This window comes from Halobacillus litoralis, from assembly GCF_020524025.1.
Classification (GTDB): Bacteria; Bacillota; Bacilli; order Bacillales; family Halobacillaceae; genus Halobacillus; species Halobacillus litoralis_D.
Genome location: NZ_JAIVKN010000002.1, coordinates 192,485 through 213,640 on the forward strand (window position 1 = coordinate 192,485; position 21,156 = coordinate 213,640).

The 21,156-nt window shown below is 42.8% G+C and carries 24 protein-coding genes; 6 read left to right on the forward strand and 18 right to left on the reverse strand.

Annotated elements, in window-relative coordinates:
- Positions 1-399: 399 nt before the first annotated feature.
- The 15 genes from LC036_RS07700 to LC036_RS07775 all read right to left on the reverse strand — a co-directional run bounded on the left by LC036_RS07700 (position 400) and on the right by LC036_RS07775 (position 12,974).
- Positions 400-558 carry a flagellin gene (locus tag LC036_RS07700; RefSeq protein WP_226582535.1) on the reverse strand — a complete coding sequence of 53 codons (159 nt, stop codon included), beginning with the start codon at positions 556-558 and terminating at the stop codon, positions 400-402.
- A gap of 305 nt (positions 559-863) precedes the next feature.
- On the reverse strand, positions 864-2,138 hold the full coding sequence (locus LC036_RS18560; RefSeq protein ID WP_319004444.1) for a flagellin: 1,275 nt from the start codon (positions 2,136-2,138) through the stop codon (positions 864-866).
- A gap of 125 nt (positions 2,139-2,263) precedes the next feature.
- Positions 2,264-2,491, reverse strand: a complete 228-nt coding sequence (gene csrA, locus LC036_RS07715; RefSeq protein WP_226580600.1) for a carbon storage regulator CsrA — start codon at positions 2,489-2,491, stop codon at positions 2,264-2,266.
- The gene (gene fliW / locus LC036_RS07720) at positions 2,478-2,933 is read right to left on the reverse strand and encodes a flagellar assembly protein FliW (RefSeq protein ID WP_226580603.1); all 456 of its coding nucleotides are present in this window, start codon (positions 2,931-2,933) and stop codon (positions 2,478-2,480) included. The genes csrA and fliW overlap by 14 nt, the downstream gene beginning before the upstream one ends.
- 15 nt (positions 2,934-2,948) lie before the next feature.
- Positions 2,949-3,497 (reverse strand): DUF6470 family protein, encoded by a 549-nt coding sequence (locus LC036_RS07725; RefSeq protein WP_226580607.1) that lies wholly within the window; start codon positions 3,495-3,497, stop codon positions 2,949-2,951.
- 354 nt (positions 3,498-3,851) lie between these two features.
- The gene (flgL, locus tag LC036_RS07730; protein WP_226580610.1) at positions 3,852-4,754 is read right to left on the reverse strand and encodes a flagellar hook-associated protein FlgL; all 903 of its coding nucleotides are present in this window, start codon (positions 4,752-4,754) and stop codon (positions 3,852-3,854) included.
- A gap of 17 nt (positions 4,755-4,771) precedes the next feature.
- The gene (flgK, locus tag LC036_RS07735) at positions 4,772-6,310 is read right to left on the reverse strand and encodes a flagellar hook-associated protein FlgK (RefSeq protein WP_226580612.1); all 1,539 of its coding nucleotides are present in this window, start codon (positions 6,308-6,310) and stop codon (positions 4,772-4,774) included.
- A gap of 18 nt (positions 6,311-6,328) precedes the next feature.
- A complete protein-coding gene (locus tag LC036_RS07740; protein WP_226580615.1) occupies positions 6,329-6,823 on the reverse strand; it encodes a flagellar protein FlgN in 495 nt (164 codons plus the stop codon).
- A gap of 12 nt (positions 6,824-6,835) precedes the next feature.
- The gene (flgM, locus tag LC036_RS07745; RefSeq protein WP_226580619.1) at positions 6,836-7,102 is read right to left on the reverse strand and encodes a flagellar biosynthesis anti-sigma factor FlgM; all 267 of its coding nucleotides are present in this window, start codon (positions 7,100-7,102) and stop codon (positions 6,836-6,838) included.
- Between the two features lie 80 nt (positions 7,103-7,182).
- Complete coding sequence (locus LC036_RS07750) at positions 7,183-7,599, reverse strand: TIGR03826 family flagellar region protein (RefSeq protein WP_226580622.1); 417 nt, start codon at positions 7,597-7,599, stop codon at positions 7,183-7,185.
- Between the two features lie 75 nt (positions 7,600-7,674).
- A complete protein-coding gene (locus LC036_RS07755) occupies positions 7,675-8,187 on the reverse strand; it encodes a ComF family protein (RefSeq protein ID WP_226580623.1) in 513 nt (170 codons plus the stop codon).
- A 143-nt stretch (positions 8,188-8,330) separates the two neighbouring features.
- Positions 8,331-9,746, reverse strand: coding sequence for a DEAD/DEAH box helicase (locus tag LC036_RS07760; protein ID WP_226580626.1), 1,416 nt, complete (start codon positions 9,744-9,746; stop codon positions 8,331-8,333).
- Positions 9,747-9,809: 63 nt separating this feature from the next.
- Positions 9,810-10,655: a DegV family protein gene (locus tag LC036_RS07765; RefSeq protein ID WP_226580629.1), complete on the reverse strand. Its 846-nt coding sequence runs from the start codon at positions 10,653-10,655 to the stop codon at positions 9,810-9,812.
- 330 nt (positions 10,656-10,985) lie between these two features.
- Positions 10,986-11,663, reverse strand: coding sequence for a response regulator (locus LC036_RS07770; protein WP_226580632.1), 678 nt, complete (start codon positions 11,661-11,663; stop codon positions 10,986-10,988).
- 171 nt (positions 11,664-11,834) lie between these two features.
- A complete protein-coding gene (locus LC036_RS07775) occupies positions 11,835-12,974 on the reverse strand; it encodes a sensor histidine kinase (RefSeq protein WP_226580635.1) in 1,140 nt (379 codons plus the stop codon).
- Positions 12,975-13,130: 156 nt separating this feature from the next.
- On the opposite strand from LC036_RS07775, the gene LC036_RS07780 reads away from it, so the two are divergent.
- On the forward strand, positions 13,131-13,772 hold the full coding sequence (locus LC036_RS07780; protein ID WP_226580638.1) for a YigZ family protein: 642 nt from the start codon (positions 13,131-13,133) through the stop codon (positions 13,770-13,772).
- 15 nt (positions 13,773-13,787) lie between these two features.
- Positions 13,788-14,825 (forward strand): LCP family protein, encoded by a 1,038-nt coding sequence (locus LC036_RS07785; RefSeq protein ID WP_226580641.1) that lies wholly within the window; start codon positions 13,788-13,790, stop codon positions 14,823-14,825.
- 168 nt (positions 14,826-14,993) lie between these two features.
- Here the strand turns inward: LC036_RS07785 and LC036_RS07790 are convergent, their stop codons facing one another.
- Positions 14,994-16,040: a glycosyltransferase family 4 protein gene (locus tag LC036_RS07790; RefSeq protein ID WP_226580644.1), complete on the reverse strand. Its 1,047-nt coding sequence runs from the start codon at positions 16,038-16,040 to the stop codon at positions 14,994-14,996.
- 389 nt (positions 16,041-16,429) lie between these two features.
- Between LC036_RS07790 and LC036_RS07795 the strand changes: the two genes are divergently transcribed.
- From LC036_RS07795 to LC036_RS07800, 3 genes are all read left to right on the forward strand, one after another.
- Positions 16,430-17,890: an APC family permease gene (locus tag LC036_RS07795; protein WP_226580646.1), complete on the forward strand. Its 1,461-nt coding sequence runs from the start codon at positions 16,430-16,432 to the stop codon at positions 17,888-17,890.
- Positions 17,891-18,016, forward strand: coding sequence for a hypothetical protein (locus tag LC036_RS18485; RefSeq protein WP_264188192.1), 126 nt, complete (start codon positions 17,891-17,893; stop codon positions 18,014-18,016).
- Between the two features lie 125 nt (positions 18,017-18,141).
- Positions 18,142-19,134 carry an LCP family protein gene (locus tag LC036_RS07800; RefSeq protein WP_226580649.1) on the forward strand — a complete coding sequence of 331 codons (993 nt, stop codon included), beginning with the start codon at positions 18,142-18,144 and terminating at the stop codon, positions 19,132-19,134.
- A 58-nt stretch (positions 19,135-19,192) separates the two neighbouring features.
- Here the strand turns inward: LC036_RS07800 and LC036_RS07805 are convergent, their stop codons facing one another.
- Together LC036_RS07805 and LC036_RS07810 are read right to left on the reverse strand one after the other, a co-directional pair.
- The gene (locus LC036_RS07805; protein WP_226580652.1) at positions 19,193-19,432 is read right to left on the reverse strand and encodes a hypothetical protein; all 240 of its coding nucleotides are present in this window, start codon (positions 19,430-19,432) and stop codon (positions 19,193-19,195) included.
- Between the two features lie 406 nt (positions 19,433-19,838).
- Positions 19,839-20,048, reverse strand: a complete 210-nt coding sequence (locus LC036_RS07810) for a YkvS family protein (protein ID WP_226580655.1) — start codon at positions 20,046-20,048, stop codon at positions 19,839-19,841.
- A 199-nt stretch (positions 20,049-20,247) separates the two neighbouring features.
- On the opposite strand from LC036_RS07810, the gene LC036_RS07815 reads away from it, so the two are divergent.
- On the forward strand, positions 20,248-20,841 hold the full coding sequence (locus LC036_RS07815; protein ID WP_226580658.1) for a YdcF family protein: 594 nt from the start codon (positions 20,248-20,250) through the stop codon (positions 20,839-20,841).
- The last annotated feature ends 315 nt before the right edge of the window (positions 20,842-21,156 follow it).

Consider the following 21,156-nt stretch of genomic DNA (forward strand, 5'->3'; position numbering starts at 1 on the left):
CTCCTCGGTCGTTAGCACTCCCTGCGGGGTCTTCCCTAGCTCCTTCTCCCACGGGAGTCTCGTCATTTCCCATCCACCCCATCTTTACTTCACCTGAACGGACCAATTTATAACGGGAGAGCGTCACTAATAATGTGAATATTTATTTTACAGATTTTGTGGGCAGATGTAGACTTTAGATAAATCTACTACTACAAAAGGAAAACACATGTAATTTTGAGAAGTTTATATGTCATAGGCCAAGCGTAGCCCTGGAATTGCAACAAACAACTCAAAACAGAGTTTTACGTAACCATCTCCATTCATCTACAAACCTAAAATAACAACACTAGGCTTTAACAAAGCCATTCCATAAAAAAAGAGACTTCAGAAAACTGAAGTCTCTTTGAATAGATTCTATTAACGTAGAAGCTGAAGTACACCCTGTGGCTGCTGGTTTGCTTTCGCAAGCATAGCTTGAGAAGCCTGAGCAAGGATAGCTTGAGAAGCCTGAGCAAGGATACTTTGTTTCGTTTGGTTCATCATTTCTTCCGCCATCGTGCGAACATTTACTTTCATAAATGACTAGACTATATCTTCACCCTATATATAACAGGGGCCGGGCACTTCGGATCGACAATATTGAACCTTTATTGCTTCACCTACGGATTTCATCACCTTACACGGTGGTCTATCCTAGTCGTTGAACCTTCTCCACTCTTTCGAGCCAGGAGCTTGGCTGCTGATTGCCCAATCTCTTCTTTTTTTGACCCTCGCGACTGCCGTTTCCAACTTCGCTGTGGTAAGAAAAGCTTCAGGGGTTTCCAGCAATTCACCCGATTGTAATCTCTGACCGTTACCAGTCAGGACGACTGTGCTTTTGTTTATGCAGCAAAAGCATAATCAACGTCACGGATTCGAGATTCCGCAGCTGTTAAGTTTTCAGATGATGTTCCAAGGTTGTTAATTGTGTGATCCAAACGATTCTGGAATGCACCCAACTTTGATCTTTCTCCAGATACTTGTTTTATTGCCTCATCTAGAGTAGCAATAGCATCATCAGCGCCCTCTTGAGATTGAACATTTATATCCTTCACAAGGCCAACATTGGAATCTCCCAATGTGTTAGTACTCATTTCATTAATGTCAACTAACATACTCTGGTCTTTATTTGCACCAATCTGGAAAGTAGCACCACCACTAGCTACAGTTAACTTTGCAGTTCCAGATCCTGTAGTATCAGTTACAGAAAGCTCAGAACCTCTATAACTTACATCTTGTCCCATTCCAGTTAATGCTTCTGACACACCATCTTCATCAGTTACAGTAATCTCAGCATCTGCTCCACCTGAAACTGCGCCTCCGAACTTAGCACTATCAGACCCTCCTAGAGAGAGTTTTGCATTTGAACCATATTCTTCAGTAGATAGGGATATCGTATCTGCAGAAGAACCATCTCCAGCAACTACTCCAGTCTGATCTGTGTATGAATTAATTTTAGCTTTCACATCTGTTGAACTAGCAGTATCAGTTAAGTCACTAAAATCAATAGTTACACCATTAATAGTTAAGTCTAAGCTTGTTGCCCCAACATCTGAACCATCAAATGCAGTTGTACCATCGGCTGCAGTTTTTACACTAGCTGCAGTTGTTACAGAAACATCATAGTCACCCTCTTTTAATCCAGACGCACTATCAACCTTCACTACCGTAGTGTCATCAGAAGACCCAGTAGCCCCCAAGCTACCGTTCAATAGCTTTTGTGTATTAAACTCTGTGTTATCAGAAATTCTATTAACTTCTGATTTAAGCTGTTCAACTTCTTTTTGAATTTCTTTACGATCGTCCAGAGTATTAGTATCATTGGAAGATTGAACAGATAATTCACGCATTCTTTGCAAAATGGAATGCGTTTCATTTAAAGCACCTTCTGCAGTTTGAATCATAGAAATACCATCTTGAGCATTACTTTGTGCTTGATCCAGCCCACGAATCTGACCACGCATCTTCTCTGAGATCGCAAGACCCGCTGCATCATCAGATGCATTGTTGATACGAAGACCAGAAGATAGTTTTTCCATTGAATTGGACTGTGCGTTATTCGCCTGTCCAAGCTGACGGTACGTGTTAAGTGCCGCGATGTTGTGATTAATTCTCATTTTAAAAATTCCTCCTTGAAATGGTTAACCTCACGTCCTTGTGAGATCCCTTTATGAACACACAAAAAGTCGGCCGACTTATGTAATGTTTCTACACTACTTATATCGGACGACTTTCCTGACTGTTAACTATTATTTTCATTTTTCAATAGATCCAGTAAATTATCTGCTATCGAAGAGGCTTCTTTATTCTGCTCCTCAATACTCAAAAAGACTTCTTTCCGGTGAATATCCACATGCTTCGGCGCATCTATTCCCAGTTTCACCTGACCGCCTTCCACGGCGACTACCTTCACTTCAATGTCCTGACCGATTTTAATCGATTCCCCAGATTTTCGATTAAGAACGAGCATGAACCACACCGCCTTTTTGATTGATAAACAGCGGATGTTTCGTTTGATAGGATTCATTATTTAGAATCACCTGTTTCCCTTTTTTGGTGCGGGCGTTCAGGACAATCGGCGCTTTTAAATTAATAGTTGACTGCTGAAGCGATTCTCTTAATGTAAGGACATTATAAACCGCTGCGTCCTCTGGTATTTCCAACTGAGTTTCAGCTATTGTACTCTCATCAAGATCGAATTCATAATCAGTTAAAAACAAGTAAGGATTGGTCACGATTAAGGCAATTCCTGATTCATCTATTGACTGCAAGGCCATGTATACGCCTTTTTCATCGACAGGTAAGAGAGCGAATGTATGATAGTTCTCAAACCCTGGAAGGCCGTGTTCAAAATGAAAACATCCTTCTTCCTTTACCTCGACGTCTCCAAAATGCTTCGTTTTTATTTTCATGTCTGTTCACCTCTTCTACACTTTCCAATCGATTTGCACATCGGCATATTGTTCGTTTTTAAGGGTCACTTCTCCCGGCTGATACGAAATAGAAGGATTGACCGGAGTAGTTTCTATAATCGGATCGTTACGTTTCACAGACACCTCTGCTTCAGAAGGTTGGTAGCGGATATCAACTAAATCATAAGCAGGCAGGCCCCCTGGTTGGAGCGTAAACGAATATTTCGAATTCTGCTCGGCATGAGCAGCAATCGGATTCCCACCGTTTTCGATTTTCATCAACTCATCACCTTCACGCGCCACACGGGATATCCCCTCCATCCATCCCTGCTCGGCATCTCTCACCATAGCTTCTGTCCGCTTGAAAACACTTTTCAAATCAATATTGTCCCAGGCTTTCGTTTGATCAATCGTCAATTTCCCCGGCCTTTGCTCAACCCTCAGCTCAGCTTCCGGCTGCTGAATCGACTGTTCCGCCAAAGGCTGCCTGATCGTCTGTTTCGCTTCATTAATACTCAACCCAATCTTAGCCGGTGTTGTTTCAATGTGGAGCTTTGGAATCATTCCCCTTACCCTCCCTCTACTGCTACTTATTTCTTCTTTTTCTAACTAACAAGCAGGTATTGAGTAAGTCTTGATTCAAAATTTCGTCGGTCCTACTTTTCTCAATATTCCATGCAGTACACGCTATCTTCTATGTGGTCCTTTCACCTCAGATACAGCAGGGGTGGGTAGGAAATGACGAGACTCCCGAGGGAGAAGGAGCTAGGCAAAACCCCACAAGGAGTGTTAACGACTGAGGAGGCTTGCCAGTTCCCCGCAGGAAAGCGAGTTATTTCCTACCCAACCCGAACCCCACTAACCGAAAAGGACCTAAAAAGACAAGATAGAAAAGAGACTGCCTCAATTTGAGACAGCCTATCTTAGAAAGTCCATCAGCGAAGGCTGGATAATCCGCGATCCAACTCCGAGCGCAGCTCTATGGATACTCTCCTGAGTTTTCAAATTCATGATGACCTTCTCAATATCCGCATCCTCATTCTCTGAAACAAGCTTAGAAGCAGAAACTTCCTGAGTAGCCAGACGATCTTCAATCAAGTCCACACGGTTCATCCGCGCACCAAGATCGGCTCTTTCATTAACCATGTTGTTGATATGATCATCAAACGTCGTCAAAAAGCCACCAAGTTCTGTCTCATCCATGTTTGTTCCTAACTTACTACCGTCTTCTAATGCATTTGCAAAATTCTCAAGGTCGTTAAACAAACCTTCACTAAAAACATTACCCGGCGTAACGTTCGTCTGCAGCTTCACACCTGATGAAACTTCAATCGCCACCGGAGTATTGTTCTGGCTTACAACAAAGGAAGACGAGTCATCCATATTTACAGGCGGTTCTGTTGTATTGCTGCCGTTAAAGATATATTTATCATTCACTTTCGTGTTCGCCATCGAACCTAGATGTTCTTTCAGCTGACGGATTTCTTTTGCGATATTCGCCCGCTGACCTTCTTCATATGTGCCGTTACTCGCCTGAACCGTCAGTTCCCTCACACGCTGCATCGCCTGTGTGGTTTTATCTAAAGCGGAGTCACTATTATCCATCCAGTTATGTACTTCATTAATATTTCGTTTATACTGCTCGACTTCCTGAAGCTCGGAGCGGTAATTCATCCCCTTCATCGCTACAACCGGGTCCTGGGACGGCCGGCTGATTTTCTTGCCGGAACTCAGCTGGTCCTGGTATTTGCCCATGTTGGAGTAACTGTTGCTTAAGTTTCTCAACATGTTATTGGATAACATCGATTGTGTTACGCGCATCGGTTCTTCCTCCTTTCTTATACACCCATCCGGTTGATGATGGTATCAAGCATTTCATCAATGACCGTGATATTTCTTGCGGCTGCATTGTAGGCATGCTGGTATTTAATCATGTTCGACATTTCTTCATCTAACGAAACGGAACTGACCGACTGGCGCTGTTCACTGACCGAAGCTTTTAACGTGCCGGCGTTTTTAGACATCCGCTCCGCTTCCTGCGTTTCCACAGCCATCGTACCGATCACCGATTCATAAAAGCCTGTAAAAGAAGCCTCTTCCCCAAATAGCGCATTGCTATCATTTTGAACATCGGCTAAGTTGGCAGCATTTTCGCCATTCCCCGCATCTGTTGTGACGGCAGCTGCGATATTGTCTTTATCAAGTTTAATTTTGTTCGTCAAATCAATCGTTCCAGCAACACCTTCAATGACACCATCTTCATTGGCCTGACCCATATCAATATCGAAAAATTTTGGTACCGCAGTACCACCGTTCATGCTGTTTAAAGATTCTCCACCTTGATGAACTGTGTTAAATGCATCAGCAAAACCTGTAGCCATCCGGTCAAGATCAGAAATCATCGTTTCGTAGGTTCCTTTTCCTTCTCCGTCCTGAACGTAACCACCTGACTCAATTAACCCTTTTAACTTGCCTTGTGACGGAAATTCATCCACTGAGTAATCTGAATTCCCAACCGTGATGCCGGTTGCCAGGTTGTTATCTCCATAGGTCACATCAATCGTTGTAAACCCACCATCTTCTGCGCCATCGACAAGCGTCGCCGGAGGATCAAGTGGCTGACCATCTTGATTGACTAAAGAGATGGTTGCTTTTCCCATCGCCATCGGATCGGCTGAAGCATACGAATCCTCATAGTTCACTTGTATATTGACATGTTCAGATAACTGGTCAATCAAACGGTCCCGCTCATCATACAAATCATTTGGAACCATTCCGTGTGGTTCGACCTCGCCTATCTGCTGGTTGATGTTATGGATCTGGCTGACCACCGAATTAATTTCTTTTTCTGTTACGCCCACTTCTGCCTGAACATCTTTCTTTAATGTCTGCAGCGTGTTTGATAAATAGTTGAACGTCTCAGCGACAGCCTGTCCGCGCTGACGTACGACCGAGCGCGCCCCTGAATCCTCAGGATTTACGGATAAATCCTGGAGCGATCCCCAGAAACGGTCCATTGTACTGGATAACCCGTCTTCTGACGGTTCATTCATAACGCTCTCAAGCCTGGTAAGGGCACTTTTTCTCGAGTCATAATAGCCGGTTTTACTGGCTTCTCCCCGGTATTGATTGTCTAAGAAATCGACGCGTACACGCTCAATTGAACCTGCCTGAACCCCGCTTCCCATCTGACCGGGGATCTGCGGACGGTTGCGGGAGGCTGCCGGGTACGGGCCTGTCTGTTCAAAGTTGACCCGCTGTCTTGTATAGCCCTCTGTATTCGCGTTTGCGATATTATGTCCTGTTGTATATAAAGCGGACTGCTGTGTGAAGAGGCCTCGCTTAGCCACTTCCAATCCGTGAAAAGTTGAAGTCATATTCGATACTCCTCTTCCTTAAGCTTTAGAATCAAACAGCGACCGCTTAGGAGTCTCTTCTGATCCACGTGTCTCTTGACTGCCATAGTTCATCGTCTGAAGTGAGGGCTGAAGCATATTAAGAGAAAGATTAATAAACTGCATCGACTGCTGAATTAATTCGGCATTTAACGATTCCTGTTGTTTTAAGTCTGCTAAAACAAGAACAAGGCCTTCATAAACCGTTTGAAGCTCACGCTTTTCTTCTCCCTCTAAAGCGTCAATGAGCACGGAGATGGTCCACTGTTCTTTACGGATTCCCTTCCCGTTAAACCACTCTTCCACCGCTGTCATCCGCTGGTTTTCTATCTTTTGTATCGCTTGTATATGCTTACGCTCCTGCGTTAACACCTGCTGCATCTCGGTCGTCTCATTTTTTTTCAGCGCTTCTGTTTTCCTTTTGGACAAAGTAAGCAGACTATCATGCAGCTGTTTTAACTGAGACAGAGGGTTAATGATTCCGGTGATCGTCATGCTGATTCTCCTTTATCCTTTGGTTGACCAGAAATCAATCATTTTTTGAGCTGTTCTTTTAGAGTCAACCTGATAATTTCCTGTCTGCACATCCGTCTTAATCTTTTCCACCAGTTTATTTCTTGCAGCATCCGTCGGTCCGGATTCCTGCATTTGTTTTGCCTGATCGGATATTTCCAGCTTATCTTTGGACTGCTTTGTACTTTTCACTTCCGCCTGATTGTTCCACTGCTTTTGATAGGGATTCAAGCTTGCTTGATTAGGCCGGTTGATTTTCATCCGTTTCACCTCGCTATTTAAAACGTGCTCACTTTCTTTTATATCGGCCATTCTTTAACATTCTATATCCTGCCTATTAATCAATTATCTAATGAGTAATAAGTCCTGCCATAATCTTTTTTTGTTTCTTTAATTCTTTCACTAAACTCTTTGTTGCGCTCTTCCCGCTGCAGTCCGGTCTGAATCGACTGATTACAACCTTCACATATCCGCCCCTCACGAATAGAACGCCCGCATTTCTCGCATCCGTAGGTTAAGTTGGGAAAGTGGGCGGGATGAAGCCTTTTCTGTTTCACAAATTTCCGGATTTGTTTTTCAGGAACGCCCGTCTCTCTTACAATATCATCTACCGTCGCGGTTCGATTGACTTTCTTCCTGATAAACGCATATACCGTCTGGAAATCCGCTTCTTCTTTTTTTACACACGCGGGGCAGACCGTCGCCGCCCCTTTCATAAATAAAGCATTACATCTTGGACAATTCGCTAAATCACCCATACCGTCGTCCTCCTGTTACTCTCTTTACCTATTATATCGGCAGCATTAATAGATTCCAAAGTCCGATTGACCGATTCAACGAAAAATAGTGAAAGACGACACAGAAGGACAGCCGCCAGCCTTCAATAAAGAAGCCATGTGACGCACGGTCCTTCCTGTCGTATAAATATCGTCCACAATCAAAACGGGGTCCGGTGAAGTTTCAATTAAGGTAAAAGGGTTCTCTGCCTCCATGCGGTCTCTTTTCTTCCGCTTCGACTGCTTTTCGCTATGCTTTCTTTGAAAAAGACTGACGGGTTGAAGGCCTGCTGCCTGTATAATCGCCTTTGACTGATTAAACCCCCGCTCCTTCTCCCTTTCTTCACTAAGCGGAACATACACCGCTTGTTTTTCACGATCCCCCGTTAAACCTTTTTGAATTTCCTCCTGTAAAGCTTCCAAAAGAACGTAATCTCCCCGGTACTTCCAGCGGGCAACAAAGTCTTTAGCAAAAGCGTTGTAAGCATAAACAGATTTATTTCCATCCAGTACTCCAGGACTTGTTTTCTGCCACTGCAGACAGTCCCTGCACAGTCCTTTACTGTCCATACGAAAACAGGCTGTACAACCGGGAACCGTTATTTTTTCATTTTTTGAAGCACAGGTGGAGCACATCTTTTTTTCTTCCACCGGTTTATAAAATGTGCTCCATGTCACTTCAGGGAGAATTTCTTCAAAACAAATGACACACCTCACCCTTTTTCCCCTAAGCGGTTCATATACAGAATGGCATCCACCGCATCCAGCATCTCATCTGTCTTCCCGATATGATAAAAAATCACGTTCCCTGAAGGATCCTCATGACTTCTTCCAGCTCGACCGGCGATTTGGACAAGTGCCGCTTCATCAAACACGGCGTGACCGGCATCAATGACAAACACATCAACGGACGGAAACGTTACCCCTCTTTCTAAAATCGTGGTTGTGACAAGCATTCTGTACTCTTTTTTACGAAAAGCTGCAATTTTTTCTGCACGATCGGTATCTTCGGCATGAACAGCCTTTACGTCATACCCCTCCTCAAGTAGGAAGCGGGCAATTTCTTCCGCTTTTTTTATTGAGGGGAGGAAAAGCAGAAGCTGACGATGTGTGAGATTTTGTTCGGCGATAGACTTTAAAATCCGGGTGGGAAGTTCCCCTTTTTTCAAGGAACGATGGAGCGTGGGGGTGAGTTTTAACTGCGGTACAGGAAGAGGATGGCCGTGAAAACGTCTGGGAATAAACGTAACCGGGAGTTTCTTATAGCGAATTTTGCGCTTCTGCTTTTTTCTTGGGGTAGCTGTGAGGTAAATAACCGCCGCTTCCGGTTTGGCAGCCCGTTGACTTACAAAATGAAGCGATGGGTCGTTATGAAAGGGAAAAGCGTCCACTTCATCAATAATCATGACATCAAAAGCGTGGGCAAATCGGTACAACTGGTGGGTGGTTGCTAATAAAAATGGCGCATTCCCTCGTTTATCCGGACTGTCTCCATAAAGCGCCTGTACGCCAACTTGAGGAAAGGCCGTCTTCATACGGGGAAGAAGTTCGCGGACAACATCCGTCCGGGGCGTGGCAAGACAAATGCGTTTCCCTTGCTGCAAGGCTTTCGTAATCGCAGGAAAAAGCATCTCCGTTTTTCCCGCCCCGCATACAGCCCAGACTAAACGCTCACCCCCGCCTGATTGAACGAGAGTCACCAGTTCATCCGCTGCCATCTCTTGAGCAGGTGTTAAGGTGCCTTCCCAAGCACATGGATGTGCAGGAGCAGGCCACTTTACATTGGAACTCCCAATATAAATAGGTTCACATGCCAACACCCGCCCCATTTGAATACAATAACGGCAGTAAGTGCAGTCTCTGCCGCAGGAGGCGTGAGGCATCGTCGCAAAAAAATGCGCCTGTTGATTGCCGCACCGGCGGCATCGGGGGCCAAAATAATGCCTTTCAAAACTATCCACCTTTGTCAAAACAGAAGTGGAAACAAGATGTGAAATCTGCTCTTCAGATAGTGGGATTTCATGTTTTAATAGGAGTTTTCCAGCGAGTTCGAAGTATTCATGTGGAGGACGGGATGTGGGGATCCAAGAGAGACGTTGAGGGAAATAGCTGCGAATGGACGATATCATTAATTCACCTTCCTAAAGGATAAAATGGAGCCTGCTTGAGTCTCACAAGCAGGCTCTCATAGATCAGGACTGGCGGTACCAGCCAAGCCCAAGGGCTCCTTCACCAAGGTGGGTGCCGATGACGGGTCCAAAATAGCTGAGGACTACGTCTACATTGCTGTACTTTTGTTCAATTTCTTTTTTCAATTCCTTCGCTTCTTCCGGTCGGTTGGCGTGAATAAGCGTAGCTTTGTATGTTCCCTCTTCTTCGATCGATTCCTCAAACAGGGATAAGATACGCTTAATCGCCTTTTTCCGCGTCCGGATTTTCTCAAAAGGTACGATTTTTGTATCCACAAAGTGAAGCACAGGCTTAACCTGAAGCAGACTTCCTACAAATGCCTGGGCTCCGTTTAAACGGCCGCCGCGCTGCAGATGGGAAAGGTCATCGACCATAAAGTAGGCCTGCATTGTTTTTTTCATTTCATTTAATCGGCTGATAATCTGCTCAGGGGTAGCCCCGTTGTCGGCCATGTCGGCTGCTTCAAGCGCATAAAAGCCCTGCATATGACAGCTGATTTCTGAATCAAAGACGTGAACGTCAATGTCATCCACCATCTCACCGGCTGTCATCATCGCCTGGTAGGTTCCAGATATCCCGCTTGAAAGGTGGATCGACACAACAGCATCATAGTCTTCAGCAAGTTCTTCCAACTTCTGTGTCATCATACCAATGGACGGCTGAGAAGTTTTTGGAAGCTCTCCACCTTCTTTCACCATGTCATAAAAATCTTCAGCATGAATATCGACTTCTTCCTGATAAGACTCATGACCAAAGATGACGTTCAACGGAACCATATGTATTTGGTTGGCTTTTCTGAGGTTTCTCGGAAGGTAAGCCGTACTGTCCGTGATTACCGCTGTTTTCATCCAATCCAACTCCTTATTATCAAGTTCTTTCTATCTCATATATGTAGAATTCATTTTAATAGTCTCCCTTTTATTTTACATGAACCTCCCCAACATTGCACCAATAAACTGGAAACAGCATTCCCCTAAGAGGAGGGCATCTGCACCATTCTGAAGTAAATCCTTATTAAAATCTAGAAATCTACTTACACGAAATTCCATTTCATGGTGGAAGAGTCTAATGAAATAAAGAGAGACTGCTAATTTTTTCAGACGTTAAATCGGAAATAAAAAAGCTGCCCAGGGTGGAATTTAATTCTCCCCGGACAGCCTGGATCTGTAAGATTATGATTAAATGACTTCAACCCAGCCGTTTTTAATAGCTGTTACAACCGCTTGTGTACGATCATTGACATTCATTTTCTGAAGAATGTTACTCACATGGTTTTTCACGGTTTTCTCACTGATATATAAAGCTTCCGCTACTCCACGGTTGCTGTTTCCGTCCGCCAACAGTTGCAGCACTTCGCACTCGCGTCGAGTTAGAAGGTGGAGTGGTTTACGATATTCAATGGTACGGTAGCTGCTGCTGCCTTTGCTTTCCGCTAAACGGCGGTATTCTGCTACCAGGTTATGCGTGACTTTCGGGTGAAGGTAAGAGCCGCCAGCACCTACAACTTTTATCGCATCAATCAGCGCATCTGAATCCATTTCTTTTAGAAGATAGCCTTGCGCGCCTGTTTTCAGGGCGTGGGTGACATAGTTTTCATCATCGTGGATAGAAAGAATGATTACTTTCATTTCTGGAAAGCGTTTTGTAATCTCTGCTGTCGCTTCAACGCCATTCATGCTTGGCATATTGATATCCATGAGAACGACATCTGGTAAATGCTGCTCGATGATTTCAAGAGCTGTATCTCCGTCATCTCCTTCAGCTACCACTTCAAAGCTGGATTCAAAATCTAAAATTCGTTTTACGCCTTCACGGAATAATTTATGGTCATCAATCAGGACTATTCTGGTCGTCATGGTCATTTCCTCCTGTTTCTCTTACATAGAATGGTTTTTAAATCCCCTAACCTATTCTTTTTCTATCTCTCTTTTTTTGTCTATCTCTTGTTTTTATTTTGTAGATTTACCCTAATCCTAACCTCTATTATAAACGATTCACGTCCAATTACATAGTTTTTCATTTAAATATCAATTTATTGGAAGATGGATTGTGACAATGGTCCCTTCACCGATACTTGAATCGATGTTTAATTCCCCATCCAGCATATCGACTCGTTCTCTCATCCCCATTAATCCAAAAGACTTATCTTTTTTCTTAGAAGGATCAAACCCCCGTCCGTCATCTTTTACAATGATGGAGACTGCACTGGGTTTCATTTCTACCTTCACTTTAATAATGGAGGCTTCGGCATGCTTTACTGCATTTTGAACAGATTCCTGAATTAACCGGAAAAGGGCGACTTCATACTTAGACTCTAACCGGCGTTCTGTGCCGAAAGATGTAAACGTGATCTGCATGCTTTCGTTGTACTCCTCCACCGTTGCCAGGTATTTTTTTAATGTCGGGATTAAGCCAAGGTCATCAAGGGCCATCGGACGTAAATCATAAATAATCTTTCTCACTTCATAAAGAGCCGAACGGACAAGGGACCGGACACTTTTCACTTCCTCCATCGCCTCATCAATCCCTCGTTCGCGGTATGTACGCTCAACTAAATCTGAACGCAGCATCACGTTGGCCAGCATCTGCGCTGGTCCATCGTGTATTTCTCTCGACAGACGACGGCGTTCTTCTTCCTGAGCTTCAATGATCTGCAGACCGAACTGCTGTTTTTCCTTAGCATTCTCCAGAGCATCACTGACATGCTTAAAGTCCTTCGTCAAATAGTTCAGGACGACGGAAATCTTCCCACCTAAGGCTTCTGCCCGGCTGATGGTTTCCTCAAGGGTACGTAAGCGTCGTTCGATGTCGTCTCTCCGCTCTCGAAGCTGTTTCTCTTTTTCACGTTTCATCGACAAATCCATTTGTAGACCGTGCGTTTGTTCATACACTTTACGGATTTCATCTTCTGAATATTTCTGGAACTGTTTACTCACTTCTGATAAGCGCATACGTGAAAAACGGACTTTCTGCTCAAGCTTATCCCCTTCATCAATCAGAGTAAGTACCTGATGCTTCGTCTCTGTCAATTCTTTATTCAACTTCTCAAATTCGTTGCGGGATTCCTCGCCAATTTGAAAGATCTCATCTTTACTATTGGTAACCGTATCGACCATTTCCTGAATGATATGGTCAAGGGCTAAATCCCCAGTCTTTTGTTCACTCATCAAAAGTCCCTCCATCAATATTCACATATTCATTCGTATGGCCCATATCTATTTATGGGGGTATTGTCCTTTTTTTGTAGAATAATGAACGCTTTTTATACATTTGCTGATTTTTTGGAGCATCGATATAATGAAAACTTAGGAGGTTTTCACGCGATGTTAGAAAGCTATTATACAGTAAAACCAGAAGGATCAGAAGAAGTGACGATACAGAAATCCCGCTTTATCGGGTATGTGAGACGATGTGAAACAGAAGAGGAAGCTCAGGCATTTATTCAGGAGATTAAGAAGAAGCACCATGATGCTACACATAATTGTTCAGCTTATATGATTGGTGAACATGATCTGATACAAAAAGCCAATGATGACGGGGAACCAAGCGGAACTGCTGGTGTTCCTATGCTGGAAGTCTTAAAAAAGAGAGGCCTTAAAGATACGGCTGTTGTCGTTACCCGTTACTTTGGAGGTATTAAACTAGGAGCCGGCGGATTGATCCGTGCCTATGGGTCAACTACGTCTACAGCCATTGACGCGACGGGTATTGTAAAGCGGCAGTTGATGAAAGAAATGAAGGTGAAAATAGAATATCACCTGCTTGGAAAAGTGGAAAATGAAGTCCGAAACTCAAAGTATGCACTTGAGACGGTTAATTACCTTGAAAATGTGGAACTAATAGTATATGTAGAAAGTGGACAAGAAGAGGAATTCGAAAACTGGATGATTGATCTGACAAGTAATCAGGCCAGCATCATCAGAGGGGATTCCTCCTACGTAGAATTTGACGTCACAGCTGAGTAAAGGAGCTTTCTTTTCATGAAGCGCAGAAAACGCACCCTTTTTATCTGGACCTTCTTATTTATCCTCCTCATAGGAATCGGCGCTGCTGCTGGATACGCAGTCTACCTTACGGACCAAGTAAGACAAACCGCTTCTGAATCAATGAAAGAACTGGATCGTGGAGAAGTTTCCAATAAGCGGGTGGAAGAAGTGAATCCCGCAAAGGATCATACATCGGTTTTGTTTATCGGAATTGACGACAGCGATAAACGCTCAGGTCAGGAAGATGCCCCTTCCAGGTCGGATGCTCTTGTTTTAGCGACGTTCAATCAAGATGAAAAGTCGATTAAGATGCTGAACATTCCACGAGATTCACTCACGTACATTCCTGAAGTGGGCTATGAAGATAAAATTGCTCACGCCCATGCTTTTGGGGGTATTGATGCCACGGTGGCCACTGTTGAACGGATGCTCGATGTTCCTGTAGATTATTATGTCCGACTTAACTTCAATTCATTTGTGGAAGTAGTGGATTCCATCGGTGGGATTACTTACGACGTTCCTTTTGATATTACGGAGCAGGACAGTTCAGATCAAAACGGCGCCATTGAGTTAAAGGAAGGCACTCAGACAATAAATGGGGAAGAAGCCTTAGCGCTTGCGAGGACTAGAAAATATGACAGTGACTTAGCCAGAGGCGAGCGGCAGATGAAGCTCATTCAACAGATTTTCAAGGAAACCATGTCCGCTAAAGGACTGAGCAACTTTGATGAAGTGCTGAATTCTGTAAACAACAATATGAAAACAAACCTTGCGTTTAGTGAAATGATTACATTTAAAGATTACTTCCTTCAGAAAGATGGGTTTACATTTGATAAGATGCAGCTTAAGGGGGAAGGCGGCTTTACAGGTCACGGATGGTACTACCAGGTAAACGAAGAGGCGTTAGCTTCCACGACAAATGAATTAAAAGAACACTTGGGATTATCTAATCCTCTTGTAAAAGATGAAGACGCAGAGGAAGAAAATGTGGATTCGTTTTCCGAAGGGGACGATGAGGATCAGTCCATGTAGCATACAGGAGCTCCCTGCACGGGAGTTCCTTTTTTGTTTTTCAGAAATATCATCCCTGCACCATGCATGCAATTCCAGTATGGTGGATGAAACAACAGGCTCTACGAGGTAAGCCTAAGCGTTGTTTAAGCACAAAAGAAGCTTCTCCAACATTGGAGAAGCTTCTTTTTATCGTCTGGTTCGATTCGCTTTTATCATATTCAAGATCGGTTTGTAATCTTTTCCAATCAAGCCGGTAATTTCAACAATCAATTCAATCATAAGAGCCAATAGTGCAATCACCATGACGGCTCCATACATTGTGGCTTGAGAGAAAATGACAGCTGCTAAGCTAAACAAAGCACTGACAGCGTATATCATCAGAACGGATTCAGGATGACTGTAGCCTAAATTTAACAGGCAGTGATGCAGGTGTGATTTATCTGGAGCTGATAACGGTTTACGCTGGATCACCCGGCGGACGATTGCAAAAAGCGTGTCCGAGATTGGCACACCAAGAATAATAACTGGTATGACAAAAGAAAACAGCGTAACGTTTTTAAAACCAAGCAGAGATAACACACTAATCATAAACCCTAAAAATAACGCGCCTGTATCTCCCATGAAAATCTTAGCTGGGTAAAAATTGTAGACGAGAAAACCGAGGGTACTGCCTAACATCATTAATCCTGCAAAGACAACGAAAACGTTCCCCATCGTAATGGCCATCCCCGATATTGTTAACAGAGCGATTGCAGAAACACCGGCTGCTAAGCCATCCAGACCGTCGATAAGATTGATGGCATTGGTAATCGCAACAATCCATAAAACGGTAATAGGAATACTCAGGTACCCTAATTCCAATTCGCCGCCAAAAGGAAGGTTTATGAAGCTGACCTGGACACCACCAATAACCACGATAGCGGCAGCCAGTAACTGCCCCGCCAGTTTAACTTTTGCAGAGAGCTCCCTTAAATCATCCAGAACTCCTGTCAAAATAATGACTGTAGCACCTAATAAGACAGGCCAGGTGTATTCACTTTCCGGAAAAAAGAAAAGAATCCCCAGGGCAAAACTTAGATATATCGCTAATCCGCCTAACCGCGGCATAACATTTTTGTGCACTTTACGATGATTCGGTTGATCCGTAGCACCGATTTTTATCGCTATTTTCTTGACCAGGGGTGTAACGAGTATTGATGTGATCAAACAAAACAGCAAGGCCTTGTACTCCATAAAGACCCTCCTCAGGTTTATTATATCCTCTCTGACACAGTTGTAAGCTGATCTATAATTTCCAATTTAATGTGCATACTTTCTATATAACCGAGAAAATTATATCACAAGTATGCGGGGGAAGATGTAACGATTTCTTTAAAATTTAATTAGCCTTTTTTTTCACCTATCAAACATATATGTGTAAATTATTTCAAATTCCAACTGAACAGGAGAATCTACAGGATAAAAACGCAAAAAACGACGGCAATCTTTCCATTCACAATCCCTTTATTCGCATGGGTTTATTTTCATAATTTTCCGCGAAATACATTATTATTTACACACCCATTCATGTTGAATAAAATAGGGAAGTTATCTTGACTACATCTAGGAGGACTCATTCGTTTATGGCAAACAGAGAACGAAAGAAATTAGAAAAGTCCCTGAAGCCACACTGGGTTTGGGCTATTGCATTTGGATCAGCTATCGGCTGGGGGGCATTCGTACTGCCAACAGACTGGATTGGTCAGGCAGGACCGATTGGTGTTGTCATCGGTCTATTATTAGGTGCGGCACTTATGATGATTATTGGTGTCAGCTATGGATTTCTTATTGAAAAATTCCCGGTGACAGGCGGTGAGTTTGCTTACGCTTATATAGGGTTCGGGCGGCAATTCGCCTTTATAGCGGGTTGGTTTTTAACTCTCGGATATATTTGTATTGTTGCTCTAAACGCTTCCGCTCTTGCTTTATTAGCTAAGTTTCTATTTCCAGACCTTGTACGAACGGGAAATATGTACACAGTAGCCGGTTATGATGTATCTATCATACAAATAGCTATTGCCAGTCTTGCTTTGGTTTTATTTGCATTATTAAATATTCGCGGAGCCAGCTTCTCCGGACAAACGCAATTCATCTTCAGCTTAATACTCATCGCTGGTATTGCACTGCTTGGTATTGGTGCACTTTTTGCAGATGGACCAAGCCTGACAAATATTACACCAGCTTTCACACCGGATCAGACAGCTTTAGCTTCTATATTAACAATATTAGCGATTGCTCCATTTGCCTATGTAGGGTTTGACAACATCCCTCAGGCGGCAGAGGAGTTTGAATTTGAACCGAAACGAGCTTTTGGTTTAATCATATGGTCATTACTAGCAGCTGGTCTTGCCTACAGTGCAATGATCTTTATCACCGCGAGCACAATGCCTTGGCAGGAGCTCCTGGGACAGATCCAACAGACACAGTCCGTATGGGGAACAGGCGATGCTATTGAGAGTTACCTCGGCCGTGCCGGAGTGTTTATCATAGCCGTAGCGGTATGTATGGGGATTTTCACAGGCTTGAACGGTTTTTATATATCCTCAAGCCGCTTAACATTTGCTATGGGAAGAGCGAAAATTCTTCCTTCCATATTCCAGAAATTACATTCTAAATACCGGACGCCTTATGTAGGGATTTTGTTCACCATGGCTATCTGTCTGATCGCCCCTTGGTTTGGCCGGCAGGCACTTCTATGGGTTGTTGATATGTCATCCACTGGTGTAGCCATTGCCTACTTCTTCTGTACGGCAACAGCGTATAAGTTCTTCCGCTGGTCAGAATCCCAGCCTTCCAAGACGCATACAGCAACAGTGGCGCCCGGCAGAAAATTATTATCCTTAATTGGAATGATCAGCTCTCTTGGATTTTTAGTGCTGCTTTTATTCCCCTGGTCACCTGCTTCTCTTGGAAAAGAGTCTTACATCGCGCTTGTGATCTGGATTTTAATCGGCGTCCTTTTCTACCTTTTCAATTCGAAGCGCTACAACAGCATCGACCGTAAAGAAATGAATTATTTAATTTTAGAAAAAGAAGAAATATAAATGAAAAAATCCCCGCCTTCCAGCGGGGATTTTTTCATTTCCAGTCATATTCAGCCTGATTCTGACTATTTATCAGGCAGATCGACTAAATATGACAAAGCCTTTACAATTAATCTAGCAGAATAATTTTACCTTTTCGATCCTTTTTTATGTGGTAGAATATTGATTTGAGAGGTTAGAAAATTGAGGTGTTAGAAATGGCAAAGCAAGTCGTGCGCGTCAGAAGACGCAAAAAGAAAAAGAAAAAGAGAATGCGGAGAATTGTTTCTTTCCTTTTTATATTAGCGTTATTAATAGGTGGAGGCTTTTATTACGTCTCCAAAGTATATACAGCTTCTTATCAAGACCTGGATCGTGAGAAATCAGATTTACGGGCAGAGGCGGTTGATATTGGTGACGATCCAATATCAATTCTGTTAATGGGAGTTGAAGATTACTCCACAAATGGGGCAGCCGGCCGTGCAGATACCCAGATTGTCATGACCCTTGATCCAGATACAAACAATATGACCATGACAAGTATCCCACGCGATACAAAAGTGGATATACCTGCATACAAAGTGGGAGAAAAATATGCGGGCTCCCATAAGCTTAACGCAACTTATTCTCTTGGTGAAGTTTCCGGATACGGGGCAGAGAAACTCGCTGTCGAAACCGTAGAGGATTACCTTGAAATCCCAATCGATAAGTTTGCTTCTGTGAACTTTGAAGGATTTATGGATATCGTGGATTTAATGGGTGGGGTTACCATTGATGTAAAAGAAGGCTTCTGGGAACGAAGCAGTCTGGACCACGATAAGAAGATACAATTTGAAAAAGGCCCGACAAAGATGACGGGAGAAGAGGCCTTAGCTTTTGTCCGCATGAGAAAGCGTGATGTCGGGCTCACTTACACAAGAGATGAAAGACAGCGGCAGTTTCTTAAAGCAAGTATAGATGAAGCTCTATCTGCCGGGAACCTGTTGAAAGTCAATGATTTCACAGATGTTCTTGGTAAAAGTGTCAGTACAAACCTGAAGCTTTCTGAATTGTACGCCGTCCAGAAAGCTTTATCTTCCAACAATCCATCGACAGAAACCTTTTTAATTGAAGGTGAAGATAAGCGTCTCAATGATGGACTGTACTACTTTGTCCCTGATGAAGTCAGCCTTGCCCAAGTCAAGCAGAAGCTGAAGACCGCTTTAGAGATACAAACGGCTTCCAATGCAGACAGTTCACAGGAAAATCAGCCTTCTAATTCTTGATAAAAAACGCACCATCCATATGGATGGTGCGTTTTTTATTCCCATTATTTTTATGTAATTACATCCGCTTAAAAATCAGTATTCCATTGACCCTTTCGGATGAATAGGGACCGTCATATTTTAATAGCTCCGGCACATCTGCCTCTGTCGTCTGAATACCAATACATTGAATCATAGATCTTTCGTGCAAAATACGCCGGAATGTATCTTCCGTCAAGTGTCTCAAGGGTTCTACAACAATCGTTTTGTCAATACGGACACTGTATCGGCCACTAATGGGCAATTCTGTCTCGTCCAACAATAGCTTGGTTAAACGCACGAACCTCTGACATCCTCTCCTCTTTAAGTTAAGAAAAGTCCGGGCTTGCTTAATCAGGACTCCACTCTATTTTAATTATAAGGAAGTCAAAAAATTTTAGAAACAGCAGATATTCCTAGTCAATCCATCGCCTTTCCAGCGTTTTTTATTGCAGCCTCGTTTATATCCTCTCATTGTCTTACAAGAAACTTTAGAAAAACATCACTATTACTTAATAGGAATCCTTTAGAATAAAAAAAAGAGAATCACAATTTTTAAAAGTAGGCTTACCTATCCATTATTTGGTATAATAATTTGATAGGACAGCTTTTGAATACTCAAACTTTTAAATGAGAAAACATAAAAAGCCCTCTCTATATAAACATTCAAGAGAAGGCTGTGGGTATTATTCTTCTATAATACGATAATTGGTATGAGCGACAACCGTTCTATCGTATTCAAAATCGATTTCATCTAAGTTATCCATAATAGTCAGATCCACAATCACAGATTGCTGGCATTGACTTGGGATAACTCTTCCTTTAAAGACAATATCGTTTCGCTCAAATGTTACGATTTGACCAGGTATTGCAATGCGATCATCAGGTTGTACCATATCTCTCTACCCTTTCTGTTTCAACATTTTTATGTTTCACAAAAGTTTACACGAAATTGACAAACAATTCAAACGAAAACTTTTACAATATATGTTACTAAATTCGACATAAATATACAAGCGTTTTCAATGGATGTTTAATATTTTTCCCTCTGAGATATATAGAAGATATTATGAAATTTTAGAAAGGAAGATTCGTATGGCACCACCGATTCAAAAAGTTAAAAAAACCATTCTAATCAGCTTTGGAATTTTTCTTTCTCTACTGATTGCGGGCATCGTCACACTCTTCGTCCTCGGTCCTGAATATTTAATTGTTCAGGAGAAAAAAGAAACACTCCCTTCTTCTGACGCGATCATCGTTCTAAGCGGAGGGGAAAATCGACTTGAACATGGTGTCGAGCTTTATAAAGATGGTGCCGCTGATACATTAATATTGACGAACGCGCTGGAAGAAGGCACAACAGAAGAAGATGCAGTATCCATGGGAATCCCAGAACGCGCCATTATAGAAGAAACAAAGGCAGACAGTACATATGAAAATGCCACCCTGTCGAAAGAAATCATGGACCGGGAAAATCTGACCTCGGCAATAGTAGTGACCAGCGATTACCATTCAAGAAGAACAAAAATGACATTTGAAGACATCTATGATAAGGATTACAGTCTATCCTATTCCTTTTCTGCTTCTTCTTTTAATGTTGAGGACGGCTTAACAGAAAAGGAAAAAAAGACAACTTTCAGTGAATATACTAAACTAATTGCTTATTCTTTTCGTCTTCTCTTTACATAAAGATTCTGTTAAAGCTTAGTGATGTTATTTTAGGTTTGTAGAAGAAAAGAAAAAGATTTCGTCATCCCCCATTTAGAAATGTTTGTTAAGATCCCGGGGCTGGGGAGAACGACTCGCTTACTGCGGGAGCAAGTCGTTCCGATCCGTTTCCCTCCCCCCCCCTTTCAAACATGTTTTTCCCCTATAAAAACTTCAGAGATATACTCCCTTTCTACATTTCCTGTGAAACGATCTTCTATATTTCAGTCTATTCTGCCAATTAATGAGTTAGTCCTATAGACATGTTTCGCTTTCCACCTTATAATGAAAGCGATT

Bases quoted from the DNA above. Each gene is read 5' to 3' on its own strand.
- LC036_RS07740 (WP_226580615.1), bottom strand. From the start codon at position 6,823: ATGACGATCACCGGAATCATTAACCCTCTGTCTCAGTTAAAACAGCTG.
- LC036_RS07725 (WP_226580607.1), bottom strand. From the start codon at position 3,497: ATGATTCCAAAGCTCCACATTGAAACAACACCGGCTAAGATTGGGTTG.
- csrA (WP_226580600.1), bottom strand. From the start codon at position 2,491: ATGCTCGTTCTTAATCGAAAATCTGGGGAATCGATTAAAATCGGTCAG.
- LC036_RS07750 (WP_226580622.1), bottom strand. From the start codon at position 7,599: ATGGGTGATTTAGCGAATTGTCCAAGATGTAATGCTTTATTTATGAAA.
- LC036_RS07775 (WP_226580635.1), bottom strand. From the start codon at position 12,974: ATGAGTGAACAAAAGACTGGGGATTTAGCCCTTGACCATATCATTCAG.
- LC036_RS18560 (WP_319004444.1), bottom strand. From the start codon at position 2,138: ATGAGAATTAATCACAACATCGCGGCACTTAACACGTACCGTCAGCTT.
- LC036_RS07755 (WP_226580623.1), bottom strand. From the start codon at position 8,187: ATGGACAGTAAAGGACTGTGCAGGGACTGTCTGCAGTGGCAGAAAACA.
- LC036_RS07810 (WP_226580655.1), bottom strand. From the start codon at position 20,048: ATGGTACAACCTGATGATCGCATTGCAATACCTGGTCAAATCGTAACA.
- LC036_RS07815 (WP_226580658.1), top strand. From the start codon at position 20,248: ATGGCACCACCGATTCAAAAAGTTAAAAAAACCATTCTAATCAGCTTT.
- LC036_RS07785 (WP_226580641.1), top strand. From the start codon at position 13,788: ATGAAGCGCAGAAAACGCACCCTTTTTATCTGGACCTTCTTATTTATC.
- LC036_RS07700 (WP_226582535.1), bottom strand. From the start codon at position 558: ATGAAAGTAAATGTTCGCACGATGGCGGAAGAAATGATGAACCAAACG.
- LC036_RS07795 (WP_226580646.1), top strand. From the start codon at position 16,430: ATGGCAAACAGAGAACGAAAGAAATTAGAAAAGTCCCTGAAGCCACAC.
- LC036_RS07770 (WP_226580632.1), bottom strand. From the start codon at position 11,663: ATGACGACCAGAATAGTCCTGATTGATGACCATAAATTATTCCGTGAA.
- flgK (WP_226580612.1), bottom strand. From the start codon at position 6,310: ATGACTTCAACTTTTCACGGATTGGAAGTGGCTAAGCGAGGCCTCTTC.
- flgL (WP_226580610.1), bottom strand. From the start codon at position 4,754: ATGCGCGTAACACAATCGATGTTATCCAATAACATGTTGAGAAACTTA.
- fliW (WP_226580603.1), bottom strand. From the start codon at position 2,933: ATGAAAATAAAAACGAAGCATTTTGGAGACGTCGAGGTAAAGGAAGAA.
- LC036_RS07780 (WP_226580638.1), top strand. From the start codon at position 13,131: ATGTTAGAAAGCTATTATACAGTAAAACCAGAAGGATCAGAAGAAGTG.
- LC036_RS07790 (WP_226580644.1), bottom strand. From the start codon at position 16,040: ATGGAGTACAAGGCCTTGCTGTTTTGTTTGATCACATCAATACTCGTT.
- LC036_RS07800 (WP_226580649.1), top strand. From the start codon at position 18,142: ATGCGGAGAATTGTTTCTTTCCTTTTTATATTAGCGTTATTAATAGGT.
- LC036_RS18485 (WP_264188192.1), top strand. From the start codon at position 17,891: ATGAAAAAATCCCCGCCTTCCAGCGGGGATTTTTTCATTTCCAGTCAT.
- LC036_RS07760 (WP_226580626.1), bottom strand. From the start codon at position 9,746: ATGATATCGTCCATTCGCAGCTATTTCCCTCAACGTCTCTCTTGGATC.
- flgM (WP_226580619.1), bottom strand. From the start codon at position 7,102: ATGAAAATCAACCGGCCTAATCAAGCAAGCTTGAATCCCTATCAAAAG.
- LC036_RS07765 (WP_226580629.1), bottom strand. From the start codon at position 10,655: ATGAAAACAGCGGTAATCACGGACAGTACGGCTTACCTTCCGAGAAAC.